Below are 25,456 nucleotides of genomic sequence, written 5' to 3'. Positions count from 1 at the left end.
CGGAATCGTCTTCAGAGCCGTCCGGATCGACAGTGAAGGCGGAATACGACAACCGCGATGATCAATTACCGGCATTGGTTCGCCGACGTAGTGCTGTACCAGTTGGGGCCGGTACTGGGACTGCTGTGCGGTGCGATACTCGTGATGGCGTGGAGACGGGCTCGGACCGACCGATCGCGTCGCCCGTGGGCCATCGCGGCATGGGACATCGCCGCGTGCGTGGTGACCTTGCCGTTGGTGGTCATGGCATTGACCCCGACCGATGCGCCCGCCGTCGTGCTCTACACGGTTCCGTTCACCGATATGACGAATCTGGGCACCCAGTGGGATTATGTGGCCGTGCAGATCGGTGGCAACCTCGTTCTCTTCGCGGTATTGACCGCCGCGCTGTTGGTGCGGTTCCCATTGCGGCCCGTTCACGCCTTGCTGATCGGTTTTACACTCTCCCTAGCTATCGAAACCGTCCAGTATGTCTCCTCGAACGGGCGTGTCGCTTCGATCGACGATCTGATGCTCAACAGCCTGGGAGCGTACTTCGGTTGTTTTCTCTCCTACCGATATTGGCGACTACACCTGCGCCACACGACTGAACCCGATGCTGACCTCTTGGAAGAACCCCGTTTACCCCGGCGGGCGACATGGCACAGTTGTCGGAACTTTAAGTTCAACCTATCGCTTGACTCGAAAACGGTCACCGCACGGGAATCCGGATCCTCCGAATCGTCTGACCCGAGCCATGACGAGTGCTTCCATGGAACAGTGGATCGTTCCAGCAACAGCCTCCGTGACGTCATCGCCGGACTTGTGCCGGGGGCGACCAATGTCCTCAAAACACTCCCGGCCGAAGTCACCTACTCGGCTGAAACGAAACCGGCTACACACTTCATAAGTAAACAGATTCGTGACGGACCCGCCAACGCCGGGATCGGTCTCGACCGAACGGAAATCGACACCACGACGCCCGCCAGGGAACCGTACGTCCGTCCCCGCCTCGACGAACGAGTACAACTCAGTGAACCGGGCAACAACACGCTCGCCGAAACCGCCCTCCTACAACGGTTTGCCGCAGGGACTCGACAATGAGCACCGACACGCCCGACGCCACCGAACAACCATCCACAACCTGGAAATTCCCCTCCGCCTACACCGTCCTCGCCCTCGTCGCACTCGGCGTGTGGATCGCAGCGTTCTTCATCCCTCCCGGACGGTACCGGCTCGATGACGACGGCCGCCCCATCGCAGGCAGTTACGAACGCATCGACACCGACTACGGATTTCTCGACCGTCTCCACGACCTCCTCCTATCACCCATCAACGGGCTGTACGGAATCCAAAACACCGACAGTCAACGGGTCGGCGCCGACCTCAGTGGTGAACTGTACGGCGCGGCGGCGGTGTTCTTCTTCGTCCTCGCCGTAGGCGCCTTCATCACCGTCACCTTCGCGACCGGCGCACTTGATCGCGGCATCGGACGCCTGGCCCACCGGCTACGACACCGCTCTCTCCTCCTCATCGTCGGAATCATGGCCGTGTTCGCGCTCGCCGGCACCGTCGAAGGATTCGCCGAGGAAACCCTCGGCTTCTACGCCCTGATCATTCCGATGATGCTCGCCCTCGGATATGACCGCATGACCGCTGTCGGAGCCATCATCTGCGGCGCGGGAGTCGGAGTCCTCTGCTCTACAGTCAATCCCTTCGCCACCGGAATCGCCTCCTCCGCCGCCGAAATTCCCATCGGCGACGGTATCGAATGGCGACTGGCGATGTTCCTTGTCCTTACAGCGGTAACCGTCGCCTACGTCCTTTGGTACGCCCAACGCGTGAAAAACAATCCCGCCCGCTCCCTCTCCGGATTCCAGCCTGGCGACCGCGACATCGTCGCCGACCATGAACCCGAAGCGCTTAACGGACGGCATAAAGCCGCCCTGACCATCGTCGTCGCGACCTTCCTGTTCATGATCTTCGCGATCATGCCCTGGTCCGAAGTCATCCAAGGACCCGAAACAACCTCGTACGCTTGGGAACTCGGTTGGTACTTCCCCGAACTCACCGCCCTGTTCCTTCTCGCCTCCGTCGCCGTCGGTATCGTCGGCGGCCTCGGAGAAGAAGCCATGTCGACTGAAATAGTCAAAGGGTTCGGCGACTTCATCGGAGCGGGATTCGTCATCGTCCTCGCACGCGGTGTCACCGTCATTATGAACAACACCGACATCACCGACACCGTGCTCCATTCCCTGGAAGGAGTGGTATCCGGCACCTCCTCCGGAGTCTTTGCGATCGGCGTTTTCATTGTTAATATTCCTCTGGCGTTCTTGATCCCGTCCACCTCCGGCCACGCCACTCTGGCGATGCCCATCATGGCCCCCTTGGCCGACTTCGCCGGAGTGCCCCGCTCCCTAGTCGTCACGGCCTGGCAGTCGGCCAGCGGATGGATCAACCTCGTCACTCCCACTACGGCAGTGGTCATGGGTGGACTGGCGCTCGCCAAGGTCCGCTACGACAGGTATCTTCGCTTCGTGCTGCCGCTCATGGGTATATTGTTCCTGCTCATTTGCGCTTTCCTCGCGATGGCTGCCTGGATTGGTTAGAACCGACGACGTGACGATTCCCTACAATGTCCCGCCCAAACGGGTGACGAACGGACTTAGCCCATGACCACCCTTGCCCACAAGAAGAAATTCACCTTCCCCACCGCCTACACGGTCCTCGTGGCAGTCACACTCATCGTCTGGGCGGCCGCCTTCGCCATCCCACCCGGACAGTACGAACTCGACGCCGACGGACGACCCATCCAGGGAACCTACCAACCGTTCGACGTCACCCTCGGCATCTGGGAACGTCTCGAACACCTCGTCATGAGCCCGATCAACGGACTCTACGGGCTACACAACGCCGACAGCGGGCTTGTCAGCCCCACTACCAGCGGCGAACTCTACGGTTCCGCCGGAATATTCTTCTACGTCCTCGCCGTCGGCGCCTACATCACCGTGGTCATGAAGACCGGGGCCCTCGAACGCGGAATCTCACGACTCTCGCATCGACTCCGTCACCGGTCGCTGAGCCTCATCGTGGTCATCATGGCCGTGTTCGCGCTCGCCGGGACGGTCGAGGGATTCGCCGAGGAAACCCTGGGCTTCTACGTCATCATCGTGCCGCTCATTTTGGGACTCGGGTACGACCGGATGACGGCCGTGGGAGTGATCATCGCCGGAGCCGGCATCGGAGTCCTCAGCTCCACCGTCAACCCTTTCGCCACCGGAATCGCCTCCAGCATCGCCGGCGTCTCAGTGGGCGACGGCATTCTTCTCCGTGCCGTCATGTGGCTGGTATTGGTGTCGGTCGTCATAGCCTACGTCCTGCGCTATGCCACTCGCGTCAAACGCGACCCCGAACGGTCCCTTTCCGGCTATCTCGACGGCGACCGGGACTTCGACGCCGCCAACAGTCCTATGCCCGAGCCGCCTACCGCGCGACAACGCGTCATCTTGTGGCTCGTCGCCGCCACCTTCGCGTTCATGATCTACTCGATCGTGCCGTGGGCCAGCGTGATCGAAGGGCCGCAAGCGGACTCCTACGCCTGGCAGCTGGACTGGTACTTCCCGCAGCTGTCGGCCCTCTTCTTGATCATGGCCTGCGTGACCGGAGCCATCGCGGGGCTCGGGGAAAAGGGAACCACCGATGGAATCATCACGGGATTCGGAGACTTCATCGGAGCCGGTCTCATCATCATCCTTGCGCGCGGCGTCACCACCATCATGACCAACACCTACGTCACCGACACCGTGCTGCACTCCCTGGAAAACGTCGTATCGGGAACCGACGGGGGAGTCTTCGCGATGGCGGTGTTCGCCGTGAACATCCCCATCTCCTTCCTCGTCCCGTCCTCCTCGGGAGCGGCAACCCTGGTCATGCCCATCATGGCTCCCTTGGCGGACTTCGCCGGAGTGGAACGTTCCCTGGCCGTTACCGCCTGGCAAGCGGCCAGCGGCTGGGTCAACCTGATAACCCCCACCTCTGCGGTGGTCATGGGCGGTCTCGCCTTGGCCAAGGTGCGTTATGACAGGTATCTTCGCTTCGTGCTCCCGCTGATGGGAATCCTGTTTCTGGCCGTGTGCGCCTTCCTAGCGGCGGCGGCATGGATTGCGTAAATCCGGATGTCGGGCTTCTCCACCGATCCATATCCCGCGTCGCGGTGACCATAGAATTGCCGGGATAATTTGACGACGCGTCGATGGGAATCCGTTCGCGCTAGGACGACCGAGCCTCATGATGAAATGGTCATATGATTATATGGATTAACGGAACCTTTGGCGTCGGGAAGACGACCACCGCTAAGAAGCTGGTGGAGCTGGTTCCCGAAGCGAAGGTTTTTAACTCCGAACGTATCGGCGGATTCTTGACGGAGTTCCTCAACGACCAGTTCCCAGTGGAGAATTTTCAAGATTGGCCCGCCTGGCGTGTGGTGACCGGCGAGGTCGTCGCACAATTGGGTGGCAGCCTGAAAGCCCCTGTCGTCGTTCCGCAAACCGTCCTGACCAGGGAATATTGGTGCGAGATTCGCGATCGTATGAACCAGTCGCAGGTCGAATACCGACACTTCGTTCTTTACGCCGGTCGCGCCACCTTGGAAGAGCGAATCGAGAACGACGGTGCCGAACCGCAGGCGAGAGAATGGCGATTGGATCATTGTGACCGTTGGGAGGCGGCCATGGGGTGGCTGAAGGACGAGGCGACGGTGATCGATACCGACGGGGTGAACAGTGAAGAGGTGGCTCGGCGTATTCTCGATGGACGATGAACGGGAGAAAAGTCGATCCCCCGTTCCTGAGCGAGTCGACTGCAAAGAACGTCCCTTCCGGTGGGAACATCGGTTGAGAGCGCACTAACCCTTCCCGACCCCTGCTAGGGGATAAGGCAGGTGACGACCGGTATGATAAAGAGTCGGTGTACCGAAATCAATTCCGAGGGTTGACTCCATAACGTGTTGCGGCCCTCCGCTATTTACGGAGAATTATCTGTGGCGACCACGAACGACCTTAAGAACGGCACGGTCCTGAAACTGGACGGCGATCTCTGGCAGGTTGTCGAGTTCCTCCACGTCAAGCCGGGCAAGGGCCCCGCTTTTGTCCGCACCAAGGTGAAGAACGTCCTCAGCGGCAAGACCGTGGACCGGACCTTCAACGCCGGTGTGAAAGTGGAGACGGCCAATGTCGACCGCCGCGACATGCAGTACCTCTACCAGGACGGCGAGGACTTCGTGTTCATGGATCTTGACGATTACGACCAAATCCCGCTGGGGCCGTCGATCGTCGGTGACGCCGCCAAGTTCCTCCTCGAGGACAGCCCGGCGACCGTCGCCATGCACGAAGGAAAGCCGTTGTACGTCGAGCTTCCCGCCGCAGTTGAACTGGAAATCAAGCACACCGACCCAGGCCTGCAGGGAGACCGCTCCTCGGGCGGCACCAAACCTGCCACGCTGCAGACCGGTGCCGAGGTACAGGTTCCGCTGTTCATTGAACCCGGCGAGAAGGTCAAAATCGACACTCGCGAAGGCAAGTATCTGTCCCGGGCATCATAATCGTGACTTCAGAAAATAAAAAATCGCAGCGTAAGATTGATGCTCAACTGGGCGCGCGTAGCCGCGCTCGAGCGCGAGCGGTGGAAATCCTTTATGAGGCCGACAGCCGCCGGGAGGACCCTCAATTGGTACTGGGGGAACGTCGGCGGCGCTACATGGACGACCCGCACGAGGCACCACGCCTCCCGAGCTATTCGCAGCAGCTGGTGAGCGGCGTCAGCGAACATCGCGCTTCGATCGATCGTGCGATCGATGACGCGGCCATCGGTTGGTCGCTGGAACGTATGCCGATTGTGGACCGTAATATTCTGCGGATAGCGGTGTACGAGTTGAGGCATGTGGACGATGTCGACGTGCCGGTCGCGATCAAAGAGGCACTTCGAGTGGCCGAACATCTCAGCTCTGTGGATGATCCGGCGTTCTTCAACGCCGTCTTGGACAAAGTGGCCCACGAACGGGGACCGGAGGAGGACACGGCCTCGGATTCGGACGACACCGGCTCCGAATCGTCGTAAGCCCCGGAATCCAGCGGTGGACCGTTCCCAGGCTCAGTGTGCACTGTAATCCGAGTTTGAACCATGGGTATTCGATCAGTATGGTTCTGGCGTGATGACAAAAAATTGGTTCCGGGCACAGTGCCCGGAACCAATGCATGCTCAGCTGTCCGCTTGGGGCGTTTCTACTCGCCTTCCTTGGTGAAGAAGGCCTGTACATCGTGTACAACGACGCCGAAGTCTTCGAGCTTCTCTACCAGTCCGCTCGGGGTGGTGCTGTATACGACCGCGAGGGTGGCCAGGTCGTCGGCACGGATGGACAGAATCCGTCCATTGTAGTCGCCACGACGCTGTTGAATGTTACGGGCCAATTTGGCAATGTGTTCCAAATCCGGGTCCGGGTGGTCGTATAGAGCCTCAAGGTTGAGAACGATCTTCTCAGGCTTTTCAATCGGCTCCGGCAATTCGTTGGGCAGCAGTTCAGAGACCGGCACACGGTAGAAGTCGGCCAGTTCCGACAACCGCGACACCGTGATGGAACGGTCACCACGCTCATAGGACCCGATGACGACCGCTTTCCAGCGACCATCGGATTTGTCTTCAACACCCTGCAAAGACAGACCTTGTTGCATGCGAATGTCGCGTAGGCGGTTGCCTAGGCTTTTAGCGTATTCGGATGTCGCCACGTTGAGATCAACTCCAAGTATGTGTCGTATAAATAAGGGGCGGTTCCTATTGTTGACTACAACCGGTGACCGGAACAAGCGCTCCGTCCCCGATTGTGTAAGACTTCTCGTTTCTCAGGCACGATGGAGAGAGCCGCGCCGATTGGTCGTAGGGCCGCGATTGTCGCAGATAGACCATGGTGTGCTAACCCCCTTTCCGCCCGAGCGAGCGATCTTTGCCTCAGGGCCTCTGAGACAGGCCATATGGCCCGTCCGCTGTTTCCGGTGGGTACGGTGACCCCTTCCGGGTTGCCGCGGACATGGCGTTCCTGGCCGGTTTAATCGGCCCTGTATGCCAATAGTAGTCATGCCGCGAGCCCTCCGATCTGTTCGCGAGGCCGAACGCGGCGTCGGAACCGGTCAGCCGCCTGAACCCTCCCGTATCGGGTGACCAACCGGGCGTCGAGCCCGTCGGTGATCATCGTGGGAGGATACCCACCGGCAAGGGCTCAATGGTGGGGCCGCTTACTCCTATCGACTGTCAAACGGTACCAAACGTGTGAAACGGACTGTAGGGGTCCCTCACATTCTTGCCGCCGGGTGTGCGATTTGGAAATGGCCGCGTACAATTTTCTTCAGACAACCACAGTTATGTCTCCGTTGAAAACGGACATTGTGGTCACAATATTGCATATAGCGAACCATTCTTTAAGTACCGTCCCGTGAGGCGGAAAAGGAGGTTAACCGTGGCAACGCCTGCCCGAAAAACGGGTTCCCAGTCGTCTGGGTCGGCAGAGCCAGACGGTAAGGAGATACTCGCGCATTCCGATATCGCGCGGGTACTGGACCGTATGGCGCACGAAATCTTGGAAAAGACCAAGGGTGCCGAAAACACGATTCTATTGGGAATTCCAACCCGTGGAATAGCATTGGCCGGCCGACTGGCCGACCGTATAGAACGCTTTTCCGGCAATTCCATTCCGGCCGGAACGCTCGACATCACTCTGTATCGCGACGACCTGGGGCAGAATCGCCTGCGCCCGCTCGGCCCGACCGATCTTCCGACCGGGGGAGTGGACGGCCAGCGCATCGTGCTGGTGGACGATGTGCTCTATTCCGGACGTACTATCCGAGCGGCGCTCAACGCCCTCTATGACCTGGGGCGACCGTCGTCGGTGCAATTGGCGATCCTGGTCGATCGCGGTCACCGGGAACTTCCGATTCGTGCCGACTATGTTGGGAAGAACATTCCGACCTCACGCAGTGAGAACGTATCGGTGCTTTTGAACGAATACGATGAGACCGACGCGGTCGAACTACGGGGTGAGATCGAGTGAAGCACCTGATCGACACCGCTGATCTGAGTCGTGAGCAGGCCGAGCTGCTGTTGCATCAAGCCGAGGAGATGTCGCGGGCCGTATCGGGCCGTGAGGTGCCGAAGTTGCCGGCGCTCCGTGGCCGTACGGTCGTCAATCTCTTCTTCGAGGACTCCACCCGTACCCGCACCTCGTTTGAAACCGCCGCCAAACGGCTCAGCGCCGACGTGGTGAACTTCGCGGCCAAGAGCAGCAGCGTCAACAAGGGCGAGAGTTTGAAGGACACCGCCTTGACCCTGCAGGCGATGGGAGCCGACGCGGTCGTGGTGCGCCACGGCGCCGCCGGGGTTCCCGAACGGCTGGCCACCTGGTTGCCGTCGTCCATACTCAACGCCGGGGACGGTCTACGCGGACATCCCACTCAAGCGCTACTTGATGCCTATACCCTGCAGCAACGGCTGGGAAGGCTGGACGGGCGCACCGTCACGATCGTGGGCGACATCCTGCACAGCCGAGTGGCGCGCTCGAACGTCTGGCTCCTCAACACCCTGGGAGCGAATGTGCGCCTGATCGGACCGCCCACACTGATGCCGCGTCGTATCGAATCGTGGCCGGCCGAGGTGGGGTACGACCTTGACGCCGCGCTCCCTGACAGTGACGCGATTATGATGCTGCGTGTACAGAGGGAACGAATGCTGGGTGGGTTTTTTCCCTCCGAGCGGGAGTACTCGCTGCGCTACGGTCTTGATCAACGACGCGCCGCACGCCTTCCCGAGGAAGCGCCCATCATGCATCCGGGACCGATGAACCGTGGCCTGGAAATCGCCTCCGCAGTGGCCGATTCACCGCGCACCACCATCGTCGACCAGGTCACCAACGGCATTTGGGTTCGAATGGCCGCCCTGTATCTACTGCTTACCAATGGAGACGACGAATGAAGAAAACCGTGATCAAAGGGGCGGACGTTCTCGGACGGGGGCGTAGTGACCTCCTGATCGCCGACGGCCGCCTGGTGGAAACCGGACGACTCGACATCGCCGACGCCGAGGTCGTCGACGCCGACGGCCTGGTCGCCCTACCGGGGCTGGTGGATTTGCATACACATCTACGCCAGCCCGGATACGAGGAATCGGAGACGGTACTGTCCGGCTCGCAGGCGGCCGCCAAGGGCGGCTACACCGCCGTGTGCGCCATGGCGAACTCCACCCCGGTCGCCGACAGCCCCGCTGTGGTGGAACAGGTGGCGGACCTGGGACGCCGTGCCGGGTACGTCGACGTACAGCCCATCGGTGCCGTTAGCCAAGGGCTCGAAGGCCGTCGCCTCGCCGAGATGGGAGAGATGGCTCAGTCCCAGGCCCGGGTGCGGATGTTCTCCGACGACGGTAAATGCGTTAACGACCCGTTGTTGATGCGGCGTGCTCTCGAGTACGCGGCGTCGGTGGACGGGCTGATCGCCCAACACGCCGAGGAATCGCGTTTGACCGAGGGCTCTCAGATGCATGAAGGGGCCGTGTCCGCACGGCTCGGTATGGTCGGGTGGCCCGAAGTCGCCGAAACGTCCATTATCGCCCGTGACGTGCTCCTAGCGGAATATCTGGACGCCCGGGTCCACTTCTGCCACGTGTCCACTCGCCGCAGCGCCGAGATCATCGCGGCCGCGAAGAAACGCGGTGTTGCGGTCACCGCCGAGGTGTGCCCGCATCACCTGATCCTGACCGATCACGCCGCGCAGGGGTACGACCCGGTGTTCAAGGTCAACCCGCCGCTGCGGGAAAACGACGATGTGGAGGCACTGCGGTCGGCGCTTGCCGACGGGACGATCGACGCCGTCGCCACCGATCACGCTCCACATTCGGCTGAGAACAAGGACTGCGAATGGAATGCGGCTCGTCCGGGAATGCTGGGCTTGGAGACGGCACTGTCGATCGCGGTGGAAGCGCTCGGAGGGCCGGAAGACGTGGATTGGAACCTGGTGGCCGAACGAACCTCGCGAACTCCGGCGCGGATCGCCGGGCTGCGGGCACACGGACACGATTTCGACATCGGCGCCGAGGCGAACCTGACCCTGGTCGACCCCGGCGGCAGGTGGACGGTATACGGCAACGAGCTGTCCTCCCTGTCGACCAACACACCTTATGCGGGTATGGAACTGCCCGTGACGGTCAATGCGACCTTTCTGCGTGGAAACGCCACCGTCCGAAACGGACAACTCACCGAAGCGATGGGGGAGAACTAATGAGTACGCGAGCAGCAGCCATTCTGGTACTTGAGGACGGGCGCACCTTCCACGGCGAGGCCTACGGAGCCGTGGGAGAAACCTTCGGAGAGGGCGTCTTCAATACCGCCATGACCGGGTATCAGGAAACCCTGACCGACCCGTCTTATCACGGTCAGGTCGTCGTGCAGACGGCACCGCAGATCGGCAACACCGGCATCAACGACGAGGACGACGAATCCGACCATATCCGCGTCGCCGGATACGTCATCAACGACCCCTCCCACATCCGCTCCAATTGGCGCAGTACGCGCGGGCTGGAAGACACCCTCGCCCAGCAGGGGGTCGTGGGCATCTGCGGAGTCGACACCAGAGCGTTGACCCGACACCTGCGGGAACACGGTGCCATGCGGGTGGGAATCTCCTCGGAATCCACCGATGTCGCGGCGTTGGCCGAACGAGTGCGCCACAGCCCGGGCATGGAAGGTGCCAACCTCGTCGACCGGGTCACCACCGAGGAAAAATACGTGGTCGGTCCCGACGAACCACCGCGATACACCGTCGCCGCCCTCGACTTGGGTATTAAACGCAATACCCCACGCCGTCTCGCGGAACGCGGCGTGGAAACCCACGTCTTCCCCGCTCATACGGGTGTCGACGAGCTCCTGTCGGTCGAACCGGACGCGGTGTTCCTATCGAACGGCCCCGGCGATCCCGCTACCGCCGAGGTTCAGGTCGCCACGACGGTGGAACTCCTGCGACGTGGAGTACCCGTCTTCGGAATCTGCTTTGGAAACCAAATCCTGGGTCGGGCACTGGGCTTGGAGACCTTTAAACTCGCCTACGGTCATCGGGGTATCAACCAGCCCGTTCTCGACCGTCACACCGAGAAGGTGGAGGTCACCGCCCATAACCACGGCTTCGCTCTGCGCATGCCCGATGCGGCCGCCACCGACGGCGGAGAATTCGACCCCACCGCACACCTCGGCCCCACGCCGACGTTCCAGACGGAATTCGGAGAGGTCGAGGTCAGCCATGTCTGCCTCAATGACAATGTCGTCGAAGGGCTCACCTGTCGCGACGTGCCGGCCTTCTCGGTGCAGTACCACCCGGAAGCGGCCGCCGGTCCGCACGACGCCGACTACCTGTTCGACCGTCTCGTCCAGCTCATCGACACTCACAAAGGGGCCCACCACCATGCCTAAACGCAGCGACATCAACCACGTACTCGTCATCGGTTCGGGTCCGATCCAGATCGGACAGGCCGCGGAATTCGACTACTCGGGAACCCAGGCCTGCCGGGTCCTGCGTTCCGAAGGAATCCGAGTCACACTGGTCAACTCGAATCCGGCTACCATCATGACCGATCCCGAAATCGCCGACTCCACCTACGTCGAACCGATCGATCCGGGAATGATCGAAGACATCATCGCCACCGAGAAGCCCGACGCACTGCTGCCCACCCTGGGAGGACAGACCGCGCTCAATGCGGCCATCGAACTCCACGATCGGGGCATCCTGGAGAAATACGGCGTCGAACTGATCGGTGCCGATTTCGAGGCCATCCATCGCGGTGAAGATCGCCAGAAATTCAAAGAAGTCGTCGCCAAGGCCGGGGGAGAGGTACCACGTTCGGCGACCTGCCACTCCATGGACGAAGTCTGGGCGACGATCGCCGACCTGGGCCTGCCCGCCGTCATTCGGCCGTCCTTCACCATGGGTGGTCTGGGGTCCGGAATGGCCTACACGAACGAAGACGTCGAACGCATCGCCGGCAACGGTCTCGCCGAATCACCCACCACCGAGGTGCTCATCGAAGAGAGCGTACTCGGCTGGAAGGAATTCGAGCTCGAGCTCATGCGCGACCACAAGGACAACGTGGTCATCGTGTGCTCGATCGAAAACATCGACCCCATGGGCGTCCACACCGGCGACTCGGTCACCGTCGCGCCGTCGATGACCCTCACCGACCGCGAATACCAGGAGATGCGTGATATCGGCATCGCGGTTCTCCGGGAAGTCGGAGTCGACACGGGCGGCTGTAACATCCAGTTCGCCATCAATCCCGACGACGGTCGTATCATCGTCATCGAAATGAACCCGCGAGTGTCCCGGTCGTCGGCGCTGGCGTCCAAAGCCACCGGCTTCCCGATCGCCAAGATCGCGGCGAAACTCGCCATCGGCTACTCACTCGACGAAATTCCCAACGACATCACCAAGGCCACACCCGCCGCCTTCGAGCCCGCCCTCGACTACGTGGTGGTGAAGGTTCCGCGCTTCGCCTTCGAGAAGTTCCCCGGAGCCGACCCGACCCTGACCACCACCATGAAGTCCGTCGGCGAAGCCATGTCTCTGGGACGCACCTTCAAACAGGCGCTACAAAAAGCGCTGCGTTCGGACGAGACGGCCGCGTACGGGTTCTGGACCACACCGGATCCGAAGGACGCGACCAAGGAATCCACCCTGGAAGCACTCCGTACCGCCCACGACGGCAACCTCTACACCGCCGAACGTGCGTTGCGACTGGGCGCCACCGTCGACGAGGTGCACTCCGCGTGCGAGATCGACCCCTGGTTCCTTCACCAGATCGCCGAACTGGTCGAACTGCGCGCCGAAATCGTCGCCGCCGACATCGTGGACACCGCTCTGCTGCGTAAAGCCAAGCGTGCCGGATGCTGCGACGCACAGATCGCGGCGCTGCGCCCTGAACTGGCCGGTGAGGACGGCGTGCGATCCCTACGCCACCGCCTCGGCCTGCGTCCGGTCTACAAAACAGTGGACACCTGCGCGGCCGAATTCGCGTCCCGCACCCCGTACCACTATTCGTCCTATGAAGACGAAACCGAGGTCGAACCGTCGGCACGACCCAAAGTCATGATCCTGGGCTCCGGTCCCAACCGGATCGGTCAGGGTATCGAATTCGACTACTCCTGCGTGCACGCCGTCCAAGCGCTGCGCGACATCGGTTACGAGACCATCATGGTCAACTGCAACCCCGAAACGGTCTCCACCGACTACGACACCGCCGACCGGCTGTACTTCGAACCACTGACGTTCGAAGACGTCACCGAGGTCTACCACGCCGAGCACCAAAGCGGCCTGACCGCCGGGGGCCCCGGGGTCGTGGGCGTCATCGTGCAACTGGGAGGACAAACCCCTCTCGCGCTGGCCGATCGCCTGCAAGCCGACGGGCTGCCGGTCATCGGAACCTCCCCGGAGGCGATCAACTCCGCCGAGGACCGCGGCGAATTCGAAAAACTCCTCCACACCGAAAACCTCGCCGCACCCGACGGCGGCGTCGCCACCTCGTTCACCGAGGCCAAAGAAGTCGCCGCGCGCATCGGGTATCCCGTACTGGTACGTCCCTCCTACGTGCTCGGGGGACGCGGAATGGAGATCGTCTACGACGAACTCAGCCTAGAGAGCTACATCGCCCGCGCCACCGAAGCCAGTCCCGAACACCCGGTGCTGGTCGACCGATTCCTCGACGACGCCATCGAGATCGATGTGGACTGCCTGAGCGACGGCGACGAGTTCTACCTCGGCGGCATCATGGAACACATCGAGGAGGCCGGAGTTCACTCCGGAGACTCCTCCTGCGCACTGCCGCCCATCACGCTCGGAGCGACCGTCATCAACGAAATCCGCGACTACACCGAACGGCTCGCCCGAGGGATCGGCGTACGTGGGCTCATGAACGTCCAATACGCGCTCAAAGACGAACAACTCTACGTGCTGGAAGCCAACCCACGTGCGTCCCGCACCGTACCGTTCGTCTCCAAAGCCACCGGATACCCACTGGCGAAAGCCGCTGCCCGCATCATGTCCGGCAGCAGCATCGCCCAACTGCGCGAAGAGGGAATCCTGGCAGCCGAAGGCGACGGCACCGACCTACCGCCCGACTCTCCCATCAGCGTCAAAGAAGTGGTCCTTCCGTTCAAGCGCTTCCGCACCAGCGAAGGCGGCGGAATCGACGCCCTCCTCAGTCCGGAAATGAAATCCACCGGTGAGGTCATGGGCATCGACACCACCTTCGGGCGTGCCTTCGCCAAGTCCACCCTCGCCGTCTACGGGCACCTCCCCAGCCGAGGGAAGGTCTTCGTATCCGTAGCCGACCGGGACAAACGCTCCATCGTCTTCCCCATCCAACAACTGGTGGCACTGGGATTCGAAGTCTACGCCACCGTGGGGACCGGACTGGTGCTCAAACGCCACGGCATCGCCTTCACACCCGTGACACGCCACTCCGAGGCAGGCACCGACGACGACCTGGACGCGGTCGGACTCGTCAAATCCGGTGACATCGATTTGGTCATCACCACTCCGTCCGCCTCGTCCGGGCCCAGAACCGACGGATGGGAAATCCGAACCGCCGCCGTCGTGGCCGACGTGCCCTGCATAACCACCATTCAAGGAGCGGGAGCCGCCGTCATGGGAATCGAAGCCGCCTCACGCGGAGAACTCGCCGCCACCTCCCTGCAACGGTTGGGACGACAATAAAAGCGGCCGTTCCCACGACAACGGGAACGGCCGATGAGGAACACCGTCCCGGGGCTACGCCCCGGGACACCACGACAACCCAGACCGCCGACACCGGACATGAGACGACAACTGCCAATAGGGGGACGCAATGCTCTACCGGAAACTAGCCAGACCGGCACTGTTCAAAGTAGGTAAAGGCGACCCCGAAACGGCGCACGCCATGACGCTCAAACAGCTCCGGCGCGTCAGCGAAACCCCCTGGCTACGGCGGCAGATGCAACGCGTCAACCAACTCCAAGTCCCCGTCGACGTCTGCGGCATGACCTTCCCCAACCCCGTCGGACTGGCCGCCGGACTCGACAAGAACGCCGAAGCGCTCGCGGCCTGGCCGGCTCTCGGTTTCGGTTTCGCCGAAGTCGGTACCGTGACCGCCCAAGCGCAGCCGGGAAACCCCTCTCCGCGCCTGTTTCGCCTACCCGAGAGTCAGGCCTTGATCAATCGCATGGGGTTCAACAACGACGGCGCACACGCCATCGCACGTCGTTTGGCGGAATCGCCCAAGGTGAACTGCCCGATCGGGGTGTCGATCGGGAAAACCAAAATCACCCCATTGGAGGAGGCGACGGAGGATTATCTGCAGTCGTTGCGGATTCTGTACCCGTATGCCTCGTATTTCGCCGTCAACGTCTCCTCTCCCAACACCCCGGGGCTACGGCGTCTACAGGACGCTCAGGCGCTGAGCGATCTGCTCAAGGCCCTCTATACGGAGGGCGTCGCGCAGGCCGCCGGGCGCCCGCTGCGACCGATCTTCCTCAAGCTGGCGCCCGACCTCACCGAGTCCGCGATCGCCGAGATGCTGGAGGTGGCTCAGGACGCGAAGGTCTCCGGAGTCATCGCCACCAATACGACCCTGCTCCGGGACGGCGTCGCCCAGCGGGAACAGGCGCTCGCCGGCGAAGCGGGCGGGCTGTCGGGGCGCCCGCTGACCGACGTGTCGCGCTCGGTGGTGAAATTCATTCACCGCGAGACGGAGGGACGATTGCCGATCATCGGTTCCGGTGGAATCATGACCGGGGACGACGCCGAAGCCATGTTCGAGGCGGGAGCGTCCCTGGTGCAGGTGTACAGTGGCTTGATTTATCAGGGCCTGGCTCCCGTGAAGCAGGGCGTTAAACGCTATCGCCGCAGGTTGACCATTCCGCCGGCCCACCGGCACAGTGCCCATCGACGTTAGGACGTGAGCTGTGCGTCTCGGGCTGGTGAGCGGAAGAACCGCGATCTACACTCAAGGACGACGTCCCCCACGGGTGGAACCGGGACCGTATTCCGGTGTCTCCCCGAACGAACTCCGCGATGATGTGTGAACAGAAGTGTGAACTCCCGAAAGGAAGTGCCTGCGGTGCCTAACTCAGCGCCATTCGGTGCCCGAATCGACCGTGTCTTCGAGAAGCACGGACCGCTGTGTGTGGGGATCGACCCGCACTCGTCGACCTTGCAGGCGTGGGGCCTCGACGACGAACCGGACGCCGTCGAGCGTTTCGCCATGACCATGATCGAGGCCGCGAGCGGTCAAGTGGGCCTGATCAAACCGCAGGCGGCCTTCTTTGAACGCTTCGCCTCCCGGGGGCTGGCGGTATTGGAGAAGACGATCGCGGCGGCCAAGGACGCCGGTCTCCAGGTGATTCTGGACGCCAAACGCGGCGACATCGGATCCACCATGCAAGCGTATGCCCAGGCTTATCTGGATCCCAGCTCTCCCTTGGCCGTGGACGCGATCACGGTCAGTCCGTATCTCGGCGTGGGAGCTCTGCGGCCGGCCTTCGATCTCGCCAACGCGCACGGTAAAGGTCTGTTCGTTCTGGCACGGACGTCGAATCCCGAGGGAAAGCAATTGCAGTTGGCACGGCGTCGGGACGGCGAGACGGTGGCGCAAACGGTGATCGACGAAGTCGCCCAACACAATGACGACGACGATCCCATGGGCTCGTTCGGAGTTGTCGTGGGCGCGACGATCGGTCCGTGCGTATCGGCAGATGATGCTCGAATGAGTGAGTCCACCTACGGCATTACTCACACGTCTACCAAGCACCGTGATTCCGCTCACGATCTGAGCCACCTCAATGGTCCTATCCTGGTTCCGGGAATGGGTACGCAGGGTGGCAAGCCGGGCGATCTGGCGCGAGTCCTGGGACCGGCGCGGAAACTGGCCATACCTGCTTATTCGAGGCAAATTTCCAGGGAGGGGCCGTCGCAGGTGCGACTTCGCGAGGCGATGAAGCGGCGGCAGGAAGAGATCTTGAATTCGATCGGCTTATAAATCGGCACCTTTATCTACGAAATTGACCGTGTCCCCGGCTGTCAGCGTGTCGGGATCAAGCGTTACAGTTCCCGAGCTGGGTATGCTTCAATCGGTATCCGGTGTTACCTGCGTCGTGAGCGCTCAAAGGTGACGCCGGTGTCGGGTTGTCAACCCGGTGTGCCTGCGACCGAGGTGATCATGTGAGAGCTTTCATGTGAAACCGGTGGTCGCAGGGGGTTGGTTGAGAAGTGCCTCGCACTCGCCCGCCTGACTGGAAATGGGCGGCTGCCAGGTACTATGCTCAGCTAATAGCTGACCGTTTCGCTGATGTGCTGCTAAGACACGTCGGAAGCGGTGCCGTCGGAGATGCCAGCGCGATGTCCGACGGAGTAGCACTGGTGGACAGACGCCTGTTCGGTACAGGTGTTCGATACACTGGTGCCCAACCAGGTCCTTTGGTCCTGTTAGATTGGAGCCAAGGATGAAACGATCGATAGACTGCAAGGAGACCCCGTGCCGCTCCCTAAACTGACGCCGGAACAACGTCAAGAAGCACTGAAGAAAGCGGCCGCTGCCCGTAAGGCACGCGCCGAACTGAAAGATCAGCTCAAATCAGGTGAGAAGAGCCTGGAAGATGTTCTCAAGTCCGCTGCGACCGACGACATCTCCGGCAAGATGAAGGTCTCGGCTGTATTGAAGGCCCTCCCCGGCATCGGCGACAAGCGCGCCGTGCAGATCATGGAGAAGCTGAAGATCGCCGATTCGCGTCGCCTGCGTGGCCTGGGTGAGCACCAGCGCGCGGCCCTTTTGGCGGAATTCAATTCCGACGACGCTTAAATTCAGGTAGTAGTTGACCTGTGAGCAGCATCAACGCGCAACGCCTGACAGTCCTCGCCGGTCCCTCCGGGGTGGGTAAGGGGAGCGTGAAGGCCCTGATTCAACAGCTGTACCCGTGGGTGTGGTTGTCGGTCAGTGCCACCACTCGCGCCCCGCGCCCTGGAGAGACCGACGGGATTGACTACCACTTCGTTTCGCACGAACGGTTCGAAGCGATGATCGCTGCGGGGGAGTTCCTGGAATGGGCGTCCTTCTCGGGAAACTTCTACGGGACTCCTCGGAAAGCGGTGGACGACCAACTCGCCGCCGGTCTACCCGCCCTGCTGGAAATCGACCTACAGGGGGCGCGGCAAGTGCGACAGTCCATGCCGGAAGCCCAGTTGGTGTTCCTGGCGCCTCCCTCGTGGGAGGAACTGGTGCGACGGTTGACCGGTCGTGGAACCGAGGACGACGCCACGATCGGACGACGCCTGCAGGCCGCACGCGAAGAACTTGCCGCTGAAACTGAGTTCGACCACACAATTGTGAATGATTCGGTTGAACAGGCGGCCACAGAATTGGTAGAATTGCTCGGATCCCCAGTTAAAGCGGTGCACTGACATCAAGTCATAATAAGTCGGTCGCCCTCTGGGACAACATAAAATCAAACCCATCTGCGAAGGAAGACACGTGCCTGGCACTGTAGCCGATCCAGTCGGCATTACCAATCCGCCAATCGACGAACTACTCGACCGGACCCAGTCCAAGTATCAGCTGGTGATCTACTCCGCGAAACGGGCCCGTCAAGTCAACGCCTACTACTCCCAGTTGGGTGAAGGGCTTCTCGAGTACGTGGGACCGCTGGTAGAGACCACTCCCGAAGAGAAGCCGCTGTCGATCGCCCTGCGTGAGTACGACAAGGGGCTGCTCGAAACCAAGAACTTGGATAACAACCGGTAGTTACGGTTTTGGTCGGTTACTTCCGATCCTTATAATGGCCCAGAGGCAAACAATCGCCTCTGGGCCGTTTTTCGGTTCTGACCGATCGAACCGACCGGAATATGGCGGGCGGAAAGGAACAACAGTGCGAATCGTTCTGGGAATCAGTGGTGGAATCGCGGCCTATAAGAGCGCGCTCGTTCTGCGGGCGCTCACCGAATCCGGGCACGACGTCGTGCCTATCCCCACCGAATCCGCGCTCAAATTCGTCGGTAAAGCCACATGGGAGGCGCTGTCGGGACACGAAGTCACCTCCGAGGTGTTCGAGTCGGTTTCGGAAGTGCGGCATGTCGCCTTGGGGCGGAGCGCGGATTTGGTCGCGGTCGTTCCGGCCACCGCTGACCTGCTGGCCCGCGCCGCGACGGGGCGGTCGGACGATTTGTTGACCTCCACACTGTTGACCGCGACCTCCCCGGTGGTTTTCGCTCCCGCCATGCACACGGAAATGTGGGAGCACCCGGCGACCCAGGCCAACATCGCGACCTTGCGTGGCCGGGGAAACGTCGTTATTGAACCGTCCGTTGGGCGTTTGACCGGTGCCGACAGTGGGGCGGGCCGCCTTCCCGAACCGGCGGAGATTACGGGATTCCTGCGTGCGTTCACCTTCGGCGAGCTGCCGGATCTTCGCGGGCGGCGGATCGTGGTGTCGGCCGGTGGAACGCGTGAGGCACTCGATCCCGTTCGATTCATCGGAAATCGTTCGTCCGGCCACCAGGGAATGGCGATCGCCGCGGCGGCCGCGGCGGCGGGAGCTCAGGTCGACCTGCTGTGCGGGCAGGTGGAACGTTCGGTTCCGGCGGGAGTGAACGTGACTTGGGTGGAAACCACCGAGGACCTCGCCAAGGCGACGGAAACGGCCTCTCAGGGCGCCGATGCGGTTATTCTGGCCGCCGCCCCGGCGGATTATCGACCCGCGCGATATTCCGCACAGAAAATGAAACGTACGGGTGAGTCTTTGTCGCTTGAATTGGCCCCCAATTCCGATATCGCCGCAGGGATCGGTAGGAAAAAGGACGATGGGCAGGTGATGGTGATCTTTGCGGCGGAAACGGATGACGGACACCGTCACGCCGCGGAAAAGCTACACCGTAAAAATGCCGATGTGGTGGTATTGAACGATGTGTCCGATGGACGGGTATTCGGCGCGGCAACCAATTCGGTCACCATTTTGGACTCGAATGGGACGGTGGCGAGCTTCGGCGACGTAGCCAAGGAACAGGTGGCTCATGAGCTGCTCCGTGTCGTCGCTGAGCGATTGACTGGGTTACCGCCGGGTTGAAAACGACCGAGGGAATGATGGGAAACACTCCGAGGCGTATGGGGCGCCTTCGTCGCCGTGGTGTTGACGGCTTAAAGAACAAAATGTGTGCGGAAAAGCGTCGGTTTCTCGAATATTGAACGCGATTGGCGTCGCATCCAGGCGTGTAAGGATTGGGTGACATCATATATGTGGCCTAGAATGGAATCCTGCAATCGTCAATCGTGTAATTACGCATTCGCGGCTTGACGCGGTGTCAAACTATTTCGAGGAGTATCGTGGCACGTCGCCTATTTACCTCTGAGTCGGTCACTGAGGGCCACCCGGATAAAATCGCCGATCAGATTTCCGACGGGATCTTGGACGCGCTGATCGGTGAGGACCCCACCAGCCGTGTGGCGGTGGAGACGCTGATTACCACAGGTCAGGTTCATGTGGCCGGTGAGGTGACGACCAGTGCCTATGCCGACGTGGCCGCCATAGTGCGGGATCGAATCCTGCAGATCGGCTACGACTCCTCCAAAAAGGGATTCGACGGCGCTTCCTGTGGCGTGTCGGTATCGATCGGTAGCCAGTCGCCCGACATCGCCCAAGGTGTCGATGAGGCCTTTGAATCGCGTCAGGACAGTGAAGGACGCGATGCCTTGGACCTACAGGGTGCGGGGGATCAAGGTATGATGTTCGGCTATGCCTGCCGTGAGACGCCCGAGCTCATGCCGCTGCCCATCGCGTTGTCACACCGCTTGGCGGAGCGTTTGACTCAAGTACGTCGGGAAGGCATCGTTCCATACCTGCGTCCAGACGGAAAGACGCAGGTCACGGTCGAGTATGACGGCATGCGTCCGGTGCGGTTGAACAACGTGGTCGTCTCGAGCCAGCACGCCCCCGACATCTCTCTGGACACTCTCATGGCTCCCGACATCGCCGAGCACGTGATCGCTCCGGTGACCGAGGGGCTGGAATTGGACGTGAGTGACTACGACCTTCTGGTCAACCCGACCGGTCGCTTTGAAATCGGCGGTCCGATGGGCGATGCGGGGTTGACCGGACGTAAGATCATTGTGGATACCTATGGGGGATACGCTCGCCATGGCGGTGGCGCCTTTAGCGGAAAGGATCCGTCGAAGGTCGACCGTTCGGCGGCATACGCGGCGCGTTGGGTGGCGAAGAACGTCGTCGCGGCCGGTCTGGCCGAACGGTGTGAAATCCAGGTCGCCTACGCCATCGGGAAGGCGCACCCGGTAAGCATTGCCATCGACACGCAGGGAACCGAAAGCGTCGCGCCGGAGCGAATCGAGGCAGCGGTCCGGGAGGTCTTCGATCTGCGCCCCGCAGCGATCATCCGTGACTTGAATCTGGTCCGTCCGATCTACTCCAAGACCGCCGCTTACGGGCACTTCGGTCGGGAGCTGCCGGAGTTCACCTGGGAAAGCACCGAGCGTGCGGCCGCATTGAAAGCCGCGATCAACTAACGGCCGACGATTACCGGTACCACCAAGGTAGGAACTGTGACGTGAAACGGTCGTACCTTGGTGGTTCCATTGGTCCTATGTCCGACTCACCCACCACGGCCTTGCCCGGTCTGGAAAGTCCGCGACGTCAGGGACGTTTCGCCACCGTCGCGGTCGATCAGCCCTTGCCTCATTTGGACCAGGTATTCGATTATTCGATACCGGATTCCATGGCGGAACGGGTATGGCCGGGGTCGGTCGTTCGAGTCCCCTTCGGACGACAGCGTCTTACGGGCTTTGTACTGGAACGGAAAGGCGAGAGTGCCTATCGCGGCCCGATTCGCGACATCGCCAGAGTTATTTCCCTCGAGCCCGTGCTGACGCCCGAAATCGCCTCCTTGGCGAGAAAAGTGGCCGATCGCTATGCTGGAACGCTCGCCGACGTGATCCGTTTGGCCGTGCCTGATCGCCGTAAGTCGGTGGAGCGTGAAGTAAGTCCGACGGCCCCTGACGTCGGTGCGCCATCGCAGCATGGTTTTTCAAGATATATCGCAGGCGAGGCATTCATTCGCGCCCTGCGCGAAGGTATCCGTCCTCGTGTCGTTTGGGACGCGCTTCCCGGCGAGGACTGGGCGCTCCGCCTTGCCGAAGTCGCCGGTATCGTCGCAGCGCAGGGTAAAGGCGTCGTTCTGCTCGTGCCCGACCAAAGGGATCTCGACCGTCTCGACTTGGCACTGCGGCACCTCGTCGGCGAAGACTCCTATGTGACCTTGTCCGCCTTCAAAGGGCCCACCGCCCGATACCGCGCCTATTTGGCCGCCAAACGAGGGGCGGTCCCCATCGTGGCCGGAACCAGAGCCGCCGTCTTCGCTCCCGTCGCCGATATCGGCCTCTTGGCCATCTGGGACGACGGGGATGAATCCTATGTAGAACGACATGCGCCCTACTGTCACAGCCGGGAAGTGTTGCTGACCCGAGCGGCGATGAGCGACAGTGCGGTGATCATTGGCGGATGCGCGCGAACCGCCCAAGCTCAGCTCCTCGCCGAAAACGGTTGGGCGCATGACGTGGTTCCACAGCGCGAGTACCTGCGTGACGCATTGCCTCATATTGCTCCCACCGGCGATACCCAAGAACTGGAACGGGACGCGGCCAATGCCCGTTCCCGCATCCCGCCGGTGGCCTGGCAGGCGATGCGATCGGCCTTGAACGACGGTCAGCCGGTATTGGTTCAGGTCCCTCGGTTGGGTTACGTACCCGGTGTAGCCTGTGCTGACTGTTATGAACGAGCGTGGTGCTCGCAGTGTTCGGGGCCGCTGCGACTCCCGGGCCGGTCCCGTGAATTCCTCTGTGGGTGGTGCGGGCACCGCGAGGGTTTCACCTGTGCTCATTGCGGTGGTCGACGGATCCGTGCCACGGTACGCGGAGTCGCCCGTACGGCAGAGGAACTGCGTTTCGCCTTCGGTGATACCCCGGTGTTGATCTCTACTGGCGACGATCCGGTCACTTCAGCGGTCACCAACGGAATCGTCGTGTCGACCCCCGGAGTCGAACCTGCGGCACTCGACGGCTATGGAGCGGTCGTGCTGGTGGACACGTGGTCGCAGCTGACTCGTGCGGAACTGGACGCCTCAGAGGAGGCACTCCGGCAGTGGATGAACGCGGCCACGCTGGCGCGATCGAGTGCGACGGTCGTAGCGGTGGCGGATGGGGCGGTACCCGCTGTTCAGGCGCTCATACGCTGGAACGCACGATGGTTTGCCTCTCGTGAACTACAGGAGCGTCGGGAGTTGGGTTTTCCCCCGGTCATGCGGATGGCCGCCTTGGAGGGAATCTCAGGCGAGCCGGACCGAGTGGCCGATTCCGTGGAGGACGCCGTGGATTTCGCGGTGGAACGCCTGGGGCCGTTGCCGGTGGACGAGGACAATGAGCGACTTCTTCTGCGGGTGCGACGTCGGCACGCTCCCGACCTGGCCCGGGCGCTTGCTCAGGTCAACGCCCGGCGTGCGGAGGCAAAGTCCGCCGTGGTCCGAACGGTCATGGAACCCCGCCACATTGCGTAGTACCTGCCGGTAATATCCGAGCGTTTTGTCACATCGGAATCGGGAACACCCGAGTCGCGATTTTCGTTGCACTGCATGAAACTTTTTAAACTCGGTCCGTGCGTTGTCGACCGCGAAGGCCGATGGAGTATTGCGGATCGAAAGAGCCGAAGGTGGTAAGGAATTGTCGGTTAAGAGTAAAGAAGTGCATCTCGCCGAACGCCCGCACGGAGAGCCCGGGACGCGGAACTTCGCGTTCCGGGAGGTGGACGTACCGTCGCCTGGCAGCGGACAGGTATTGGTGCGCAATCATTTCATGTCGGTGGACCCGTACATGCGTGGGCGCATGAACGAAGGTGAATCCTATATCCCGCCGTTCGGCCTCGACGAACCTATGACCGGGACCGCTACCGGTGAGGTCGTCGAGTCCAATACTTCCGAGGTGCCGGTGGGGACGATCGTCCGGCACTTCCAGGGATGGCGCGAGTATGCGCTGGTCGACGCCACGGCGGTGGAGACGATCGATCCGAACCTGGCTCCCGAGTCCAGCTACCTGGGAGTGCTGGGACTGACCGGCCTGACCGCCTATGTGGCGTTGAAGGAGATCGCGGGGGTACGCGACGGCGACGTGGTGTTCATTTCCGGCGCCGCGGGCGCCGTCGGAAGTGTTTCAGCGGGAATCGCACGTGCGCTGGGAGCGTCCCGAGTCGTCGGTTCGGCCGGTGGTGAAGAGAAGGTACGGCGCCTTACCGAGGAATTCGGATACGATGCCGGATTCGATTACCGAGCCGGCGACGTATCCGGACAACTGCGTGACGTCGCGCCGGACGGAATCGACGTCTACCTCGACAACGTCGGGGGAGAACACCTCGAGGCGGCCATCGCTCGGATGCGTTTTCACGGCCGTATCGCGGCGGTCGGTGCGATATCCCAATACAACGCCACCGAACCCGCCCCCGGGCCGAGGAATCTGGTCAAGGTCGTCTCGCACAGCCTGACCATGCGCGGCTTCACGGTGGGAAATTACCAGCACCTGGGCGGTGAATTCGCACCGTTCGCGGCCAAACTGCTGCGTGAGGAAGCCATTCCCAACCGGGAGACGATCGTCGAGGGCATCGACAATGCGGTCGAGGCGTTCCTGTCCATGATGCGCGGCGGAAACACCGGGAAGATGATCGTGAAACTGTAAATCGCGTATATGACGGACCGGCCTATTGTCTCTGTTCGTTCTGGAACAGGATTGTCATCGCCAGCTCGGTGAACTGCTCCTGGTCGATGTGATCGGGGAGGGACTTGTTGATGACGCTGTCTCCCATCATGAGGCAATAGGCCAGGTACGCGCGTTGATGGGCCTGCTCGGGCGCGAATCCTTCGTCGATGAAGATCTTTTTGAAGAACTCCAGCCGAATGGTGTCGACCTCGGTCAGTGCTTCGGCGGCCATCGGGTCACGGCGCGCCCAGTCTCGTATCGACACTTCAATGGCCGCAGCACGTGTGGCCTTGGGGTGCCGCGGCCGTTTGAGTAGATTGGCCAGTCGTCGGCGATTGCTCTGCGAGGTGAGCTGATTGATGGTGTTGAGCGTCATGCGCTTTCGCCAATCGGCCAAGAGGGCGGTCAACAGTTCGGCACGTTTTTTGAAATGCCAGTAAAAACTTCCCTTCGTCACCCCGAGTTTGCGACAGAGGCGATCGAGTTTGATGCCTCGAACGTTCTCCTCGACCAGAATGTCGTTGGCCGCCTCGACCCAGTCCCGTTCGCCGAGCCGCTGATCCTTGGACGTGGGTTTTGACGAGCGTGAGGCCATGGTGTATCCCCTCTTGGGCCGGGTCCCGGGCGGGTG

Annotated in this window: 22 protein-coding genes; 20 read left to right on the top strand and 2 right to left on the bottom strand. The window is 61.6% G+C overall.

Features of this window, described 5'->3' with window-relative positions; all coding sequences use genetic code 11:
* The first annotated feature begins 57 nt into the window (after nt 1-57).
* The 6 genes from HALAL_RS17850 to nusB all read left to right on the top strand — a co-directional run bounded on the left by HALAL_RS17850 (nt 58) and on the right by nusB (nt 6,093).
* Nucleotides 58-1,083, top strand: coding sequence for a VanZ family protein (locus HALAL_RS17850; protein ID WP_025274780.1), 1,026 nt, complete (start codon nt 58-60; stop codon nt 1,081-1,083).
* Nucleotides 1,080-2,588 carry a YfcC family protein gene (locus tag HALAL_RS0114985; RefSeq protein WP_025274779.1) on the top strand — a complete coding sequence of 503 codons (1,509 nt, stop codon included), beginning with the start codon at nt 1,080-1,082 and terminating at the stop codon, nt 2,586-2,588. The genes HALAL_RS17850 and HALAL_RS0114985 overlap by 4 nt, the downstream gene beginning before the upstream one ends.
* 63 nt (nt 2,589-2,651) lie before the next feature.
* Complete coding sequence (locus HALAL_RS0114980; protein ID WP_025274778.1) at nt 2,652-4,148, top strand: YfcC family protein; 1,497 nt, start codon at nt 2,652-2,654, stop codon at nt 4,146-4,148.
* A 134-nt stretch (nt 4,149-4,282) separates the two neighbouring features.
* The gene (locus HALAL_RS0114975; protein WP_025274777.1) at nt 4,283-4,798 is read left to right on the top strand and encodes a P-loop nucleotide/nucleoside kinase family protein; all 516 of its coding nucleotides are present in this window, start codon (nt 4,283-4,285) and stop codon (nt 4,796-4,798) included.
* Nucleotides 4,799-5,017: 219 nt separating this feature from the next.
* Entirely contained in the window at nt 5,018-5,578 is a 561-nt protein-coding gene (gene efp, locus HALAL_RS0114970; protein WP_025274776.1) for an elongation factor P, read from the top strand.
* Between the two features lie 2 nt (nt 5,579-5,580).
* A complete protein-coding gene (nusB, locus tag HALAL_RS0114965) occupies nt 5,581-6,093 on the top strand; it encodes a transcription antitermination factor NusB (RefSeq protein ID WP_211240483.1) in 513 nt (170 codons plus the stop codon).
* A gap of 164 nt (nt 6,094-6,257) precedes the next feature.
* Here nusB and HALAL_RS0114960 read toward each other — a convergent pair whose 3' ends face one another.
* Complete coding sequence (locus HALAL_RS0114960) at nt 6,258-6,758, bottom strand: transcriptional regulator (protein WP_025274774.1); 501 nt, start codon at nt 6,756-6,758, stop codon at nt 6,258-6,260.
* Nucleotides 6,759-7,483: 725 nt separating this feature from the next.
* Between HALAL_RS0114960 and pyrR the strand changes: the two genes are divergently transcribed.
* The 14 genes from pyrR to HALAL_RS0114890 all read left to right on the top strand — a co-directional run bounded on the left by pyrR (nt 7,484) and on the right by HALAL_RS0114890 (nt 24,804).
* The gene (gene pyrR / locus HALAL_RS0114955; protein WP_025274773.1) at nt 7,484-8,074 is read left to right on the top strand and encodes a bifunctional pyr operon transcriptional regulator/uracil phosphoribosyltransferase PyrR; all 591 of its coding nucleotides are present in this window, start codon (nt 7,484-7,486) and stop codon (nt 8,072-8,074) included.
* Complete coding sequence (locus HALAL_RS0114950; protein WP_025274772.1) at nt 8,071-8,991, top strand: aspartate carbamoyltransferase catalytic subunit; 921 nt, start codon at nt 8,071-8,073, stop codon at nt 8,989-8,991. The genes pyrR and HALAL_RS0114950 overlap by 4 nt, the downstream gene beginning before the upstream one ends.
* Nucleotides 8,988-10,289 (top strand): dihydroorotase, encoded by a 1,302-nt coding sequence (locus tag HALAL_RS0114945; protein WP_025274771.1) that lies wholly within the window; start codon nt 8,988-8,990, stop codon nt 10,287-10,289. The genes HALAL_RS0114950 and HALAL_RS0114945 overlap by 4 nt, the downstream gene beginning before the upstream one ends.
* On the top strand, nt 10,289-11,473 hold the full coding sequence (gene carA / locus HALAL_RS0114940; RefSeq protein ID WP_025274770.1) for a glutamine-hydrolyzing carbamoyl-phosphate synthase small subunit: 1,185 nt from the start codon (nt 10,289-10,291) through the stop codon (nt 11,471-11,473). The genes HALAL_RS0114945 and carA overlap by 1 nt, the downstream gene beginning before the upstream one ends.
* A complete protein-coding gene (gene carB / locus HALAL_RS0114935) occupies nt 11,466-14,768 on the top strand; it encodes a carbamoyl-phosphate synthase large subunit (protein ID WP_025274769.1) in 3,303 nt (1,100 codons plus the stop codon). The genes carA and carB overlap by 8 nt, the downstream gene beginning before the upstream one ends.
* Nucleotides 14,769-14,898: 130 nt before the next feature.
* Nucleotides 14,899-15,984 (top strand): quinone-dependent dihydroorotate dehydrogenase, encoded by a 1,086-nt coding sequence (locus tag HALAL_RS0114930; protein WP_025274768.1) that lies wholly within the window; start codon nt 14,899-14,901, stop codon nt 15,982-15,984.
* A gap of 165 nt (nt 15,985-16,149) precedes the next feature.
* Entirely contained in the window at nt 16,150-17,067 is a 918-nt protein-coding gene (gene pyrF / locus HALAL_RS0114925) for an orotidine-5'-phosphate decarboxylase (RefSeq protein ID WP_025274767.1), read from the top strand.
* A gap of 495 nt (nt 17,068-17,562) precedes the next feature.
* A complete protein-coding gene (gene mihF / locus HALAL_RS0114920; RefSeq protein ID WP_025274766.1) occupies nt 17,563-17,886 on the top strand; it encodes an integration host factor, actinobacterial type in 324 nt (107 codons plus the stop codon).
* A gap of 20 nt (nt 17,887-17,906) precedes the next feature.
* On the top strand, nt 17,907-18,485 hold the full coding sequence (gene gmk, locus HALAL_RS0114915; RefSeq protein ID WP_025274765.1) for a guanylate kinase: 579 nt from the start codon (nt 17,907-17,909) through the stop codon (nt 18,483-18,485).
* 70 nt (nt 18,486-18,555) lie between these two features.
* Nucleotides 18,556-18,825 (top strand): DNA-directed RNA polymerase subunit omega, encoded by a 270-nt coding sequence (gene rpoZ / locus HALAL_RS0114910; protein WP_025274764.1) that lies wholly within the window; start codon nt 18,556-18,558, stop codon nt 18,823-18,825.
* A gap of 124 nt (nt 18,826-18,949) precedes the next feature.
* Complete coding sequence (coaBC, locus tag HALAL_RS0114905; RefSeq protein ID WP_025274763.1) at nt 18,950-20,143, top strand: bifunctional phosphopantothenoylcysteine decarboxylase/phosphopantothenate--cysteine ligase CoaBC; 1,194 nt, start codon at nt 18,950-18,952, stop codon at nt 20,141-20,143.
* 257 nt (nt 20,144-20,400) lie between these two features.
* Nucleotides 20,401-21,594, top strand: coding sequence for a methionine adenosyltransferase (gene metK / locus HALAL_RS0114900; protein WP_025274762.1), 1,194 nt, complete (start codon nt 20,401-20,403; stop codon nt 21,592-21,594).
* Between the two features lie 77 nt (nt 21,595-21,671).
* Nucleotides 21,672-23,636, top strand: coding sequence for a primosomal protein N' family DNA-binding protein (locus tag HALAL_RS0114895; RefSeq protein WP_169732457.1), 1,965 nt, complete (start codon nt 21,672-21,674; stop codon nt 23,634-23,636).
* 163 nt (nt 23,637-23,799) lie between these two features.
* Nucleotides 23,800-24,804, top strand: a complete 1,005-nt coding sequence (locus HALAL_RS0114890; protein WP_025274760.1) for a zinc-binding dehydrogenase — start codon at nt 23,800-23,802, stop codon at nt 24,802-24,804.
* Between the two features lie 22 nt (nt 24,805-24,826).
* Here the strand turns inward: HALAL_RS0114890 and HALAL_RS0114885 are convergent, their stop codons facing one another.
* The gene (locus HALAL_RS0114885; RefSeq protein WP_025274759.1) at nt 24,827-25,420 is read right to left on the bottom strand and encodes a TetR/AcrR family transcriptional regulator; all 594 of its coding nucleotides are present in this window, start codon (nt 25,418-25,420) and stop codon (nt 24,827-24,829) included.
* Nucleotides 25,421-25,456 lie beyond the last annotated feature (36 nt).

The sequence above is a fragment of the Haloglycomyces albus DSM 45210 genome, from assembly GCF_000527155.1.
Classification (GTDB): domain Bacteria; phylum Actinomycetota; class Actinomycetes; order Mycobacteriales; family Micromonosporaceae; genus Haloglycomyces; species Haloglycomyces albus.
The sequence above is the reverse complement of the archived record's forward strand: the minus strand, read 5'-3'. Positions and strand labels throughout refer to the sequence as shown.

Bases quoted from the DNA above. Each gene is read 5' to 3' on its own strand.
- HALAL_RS17850 (WP_025274780.1), top strand. From the start codon at position 58: ATGATCAATTACCGGCATTGGTTCGCCGACGTAGTGCTGTACCAGTTG.
- HALAL_RS0114985 (WP_025274779.1), top strand. From the start codon at position 1,080: ATGAGCACCGACACGCCCGACGCCACCGAACAACCATCCACAACCTGG.
- HALAL_RS0114980 (WP_025274778.1), top strand. From the start codon at position 2,652: ATGACCACCCTTGCCCACAAGAAGAAATTCACCTTCCCCACCGCCTAC.
- HALAL_RS0114975 (WP_025274777.1), top strand. From the start codon at position 4,283: ATGATTATATGGATTAACGGAACCTTTGGCGTCGGGAAGACGACCACC.
- HALAL_RS0114945 (WP_025274771.1), top strand. From the start codon at position 8,988: ATGAAGAAAACCGTGATCAAAGGGGCGGACGTTCTCGGACGGGGGCGT.
- carA (WP_025274770.1), top strand. From the start codon at position 10,289: ATGAGTACGCGAGCAGCAGCCATTCTGGTACTTGAGGACGGGCGCACC.
- carB (WP_025274769.1), top strand. From the start codon at position 11,466: ATGCCTAAACGCAGCGACATCAACCACGTACTCGTCATCGGTTCGGGT.
- HALAL_RS0114930 (WP_025274768.1), top strand. From the start codon at position 14,899: ATGCTCTACCGGAAACTAGCCAGACCGGCACTGTTCAAAGTAGGTAAA.
- HALAL_RS0114895 (WP_169732457.1), top strand. From the start codon at position 21,672: ATGTCCGACTCACCCACCACGGCCTTGCCCGGTCTGGAAAGTCCGCGA.
- HALAL_RS0114885 (WP_025274759.1), bottom strand. From the start codon at position 25,420: ATGGCCTCACGCTCGTCAAAACCCACGTCCAAGGATCAGCGGCTCGGC.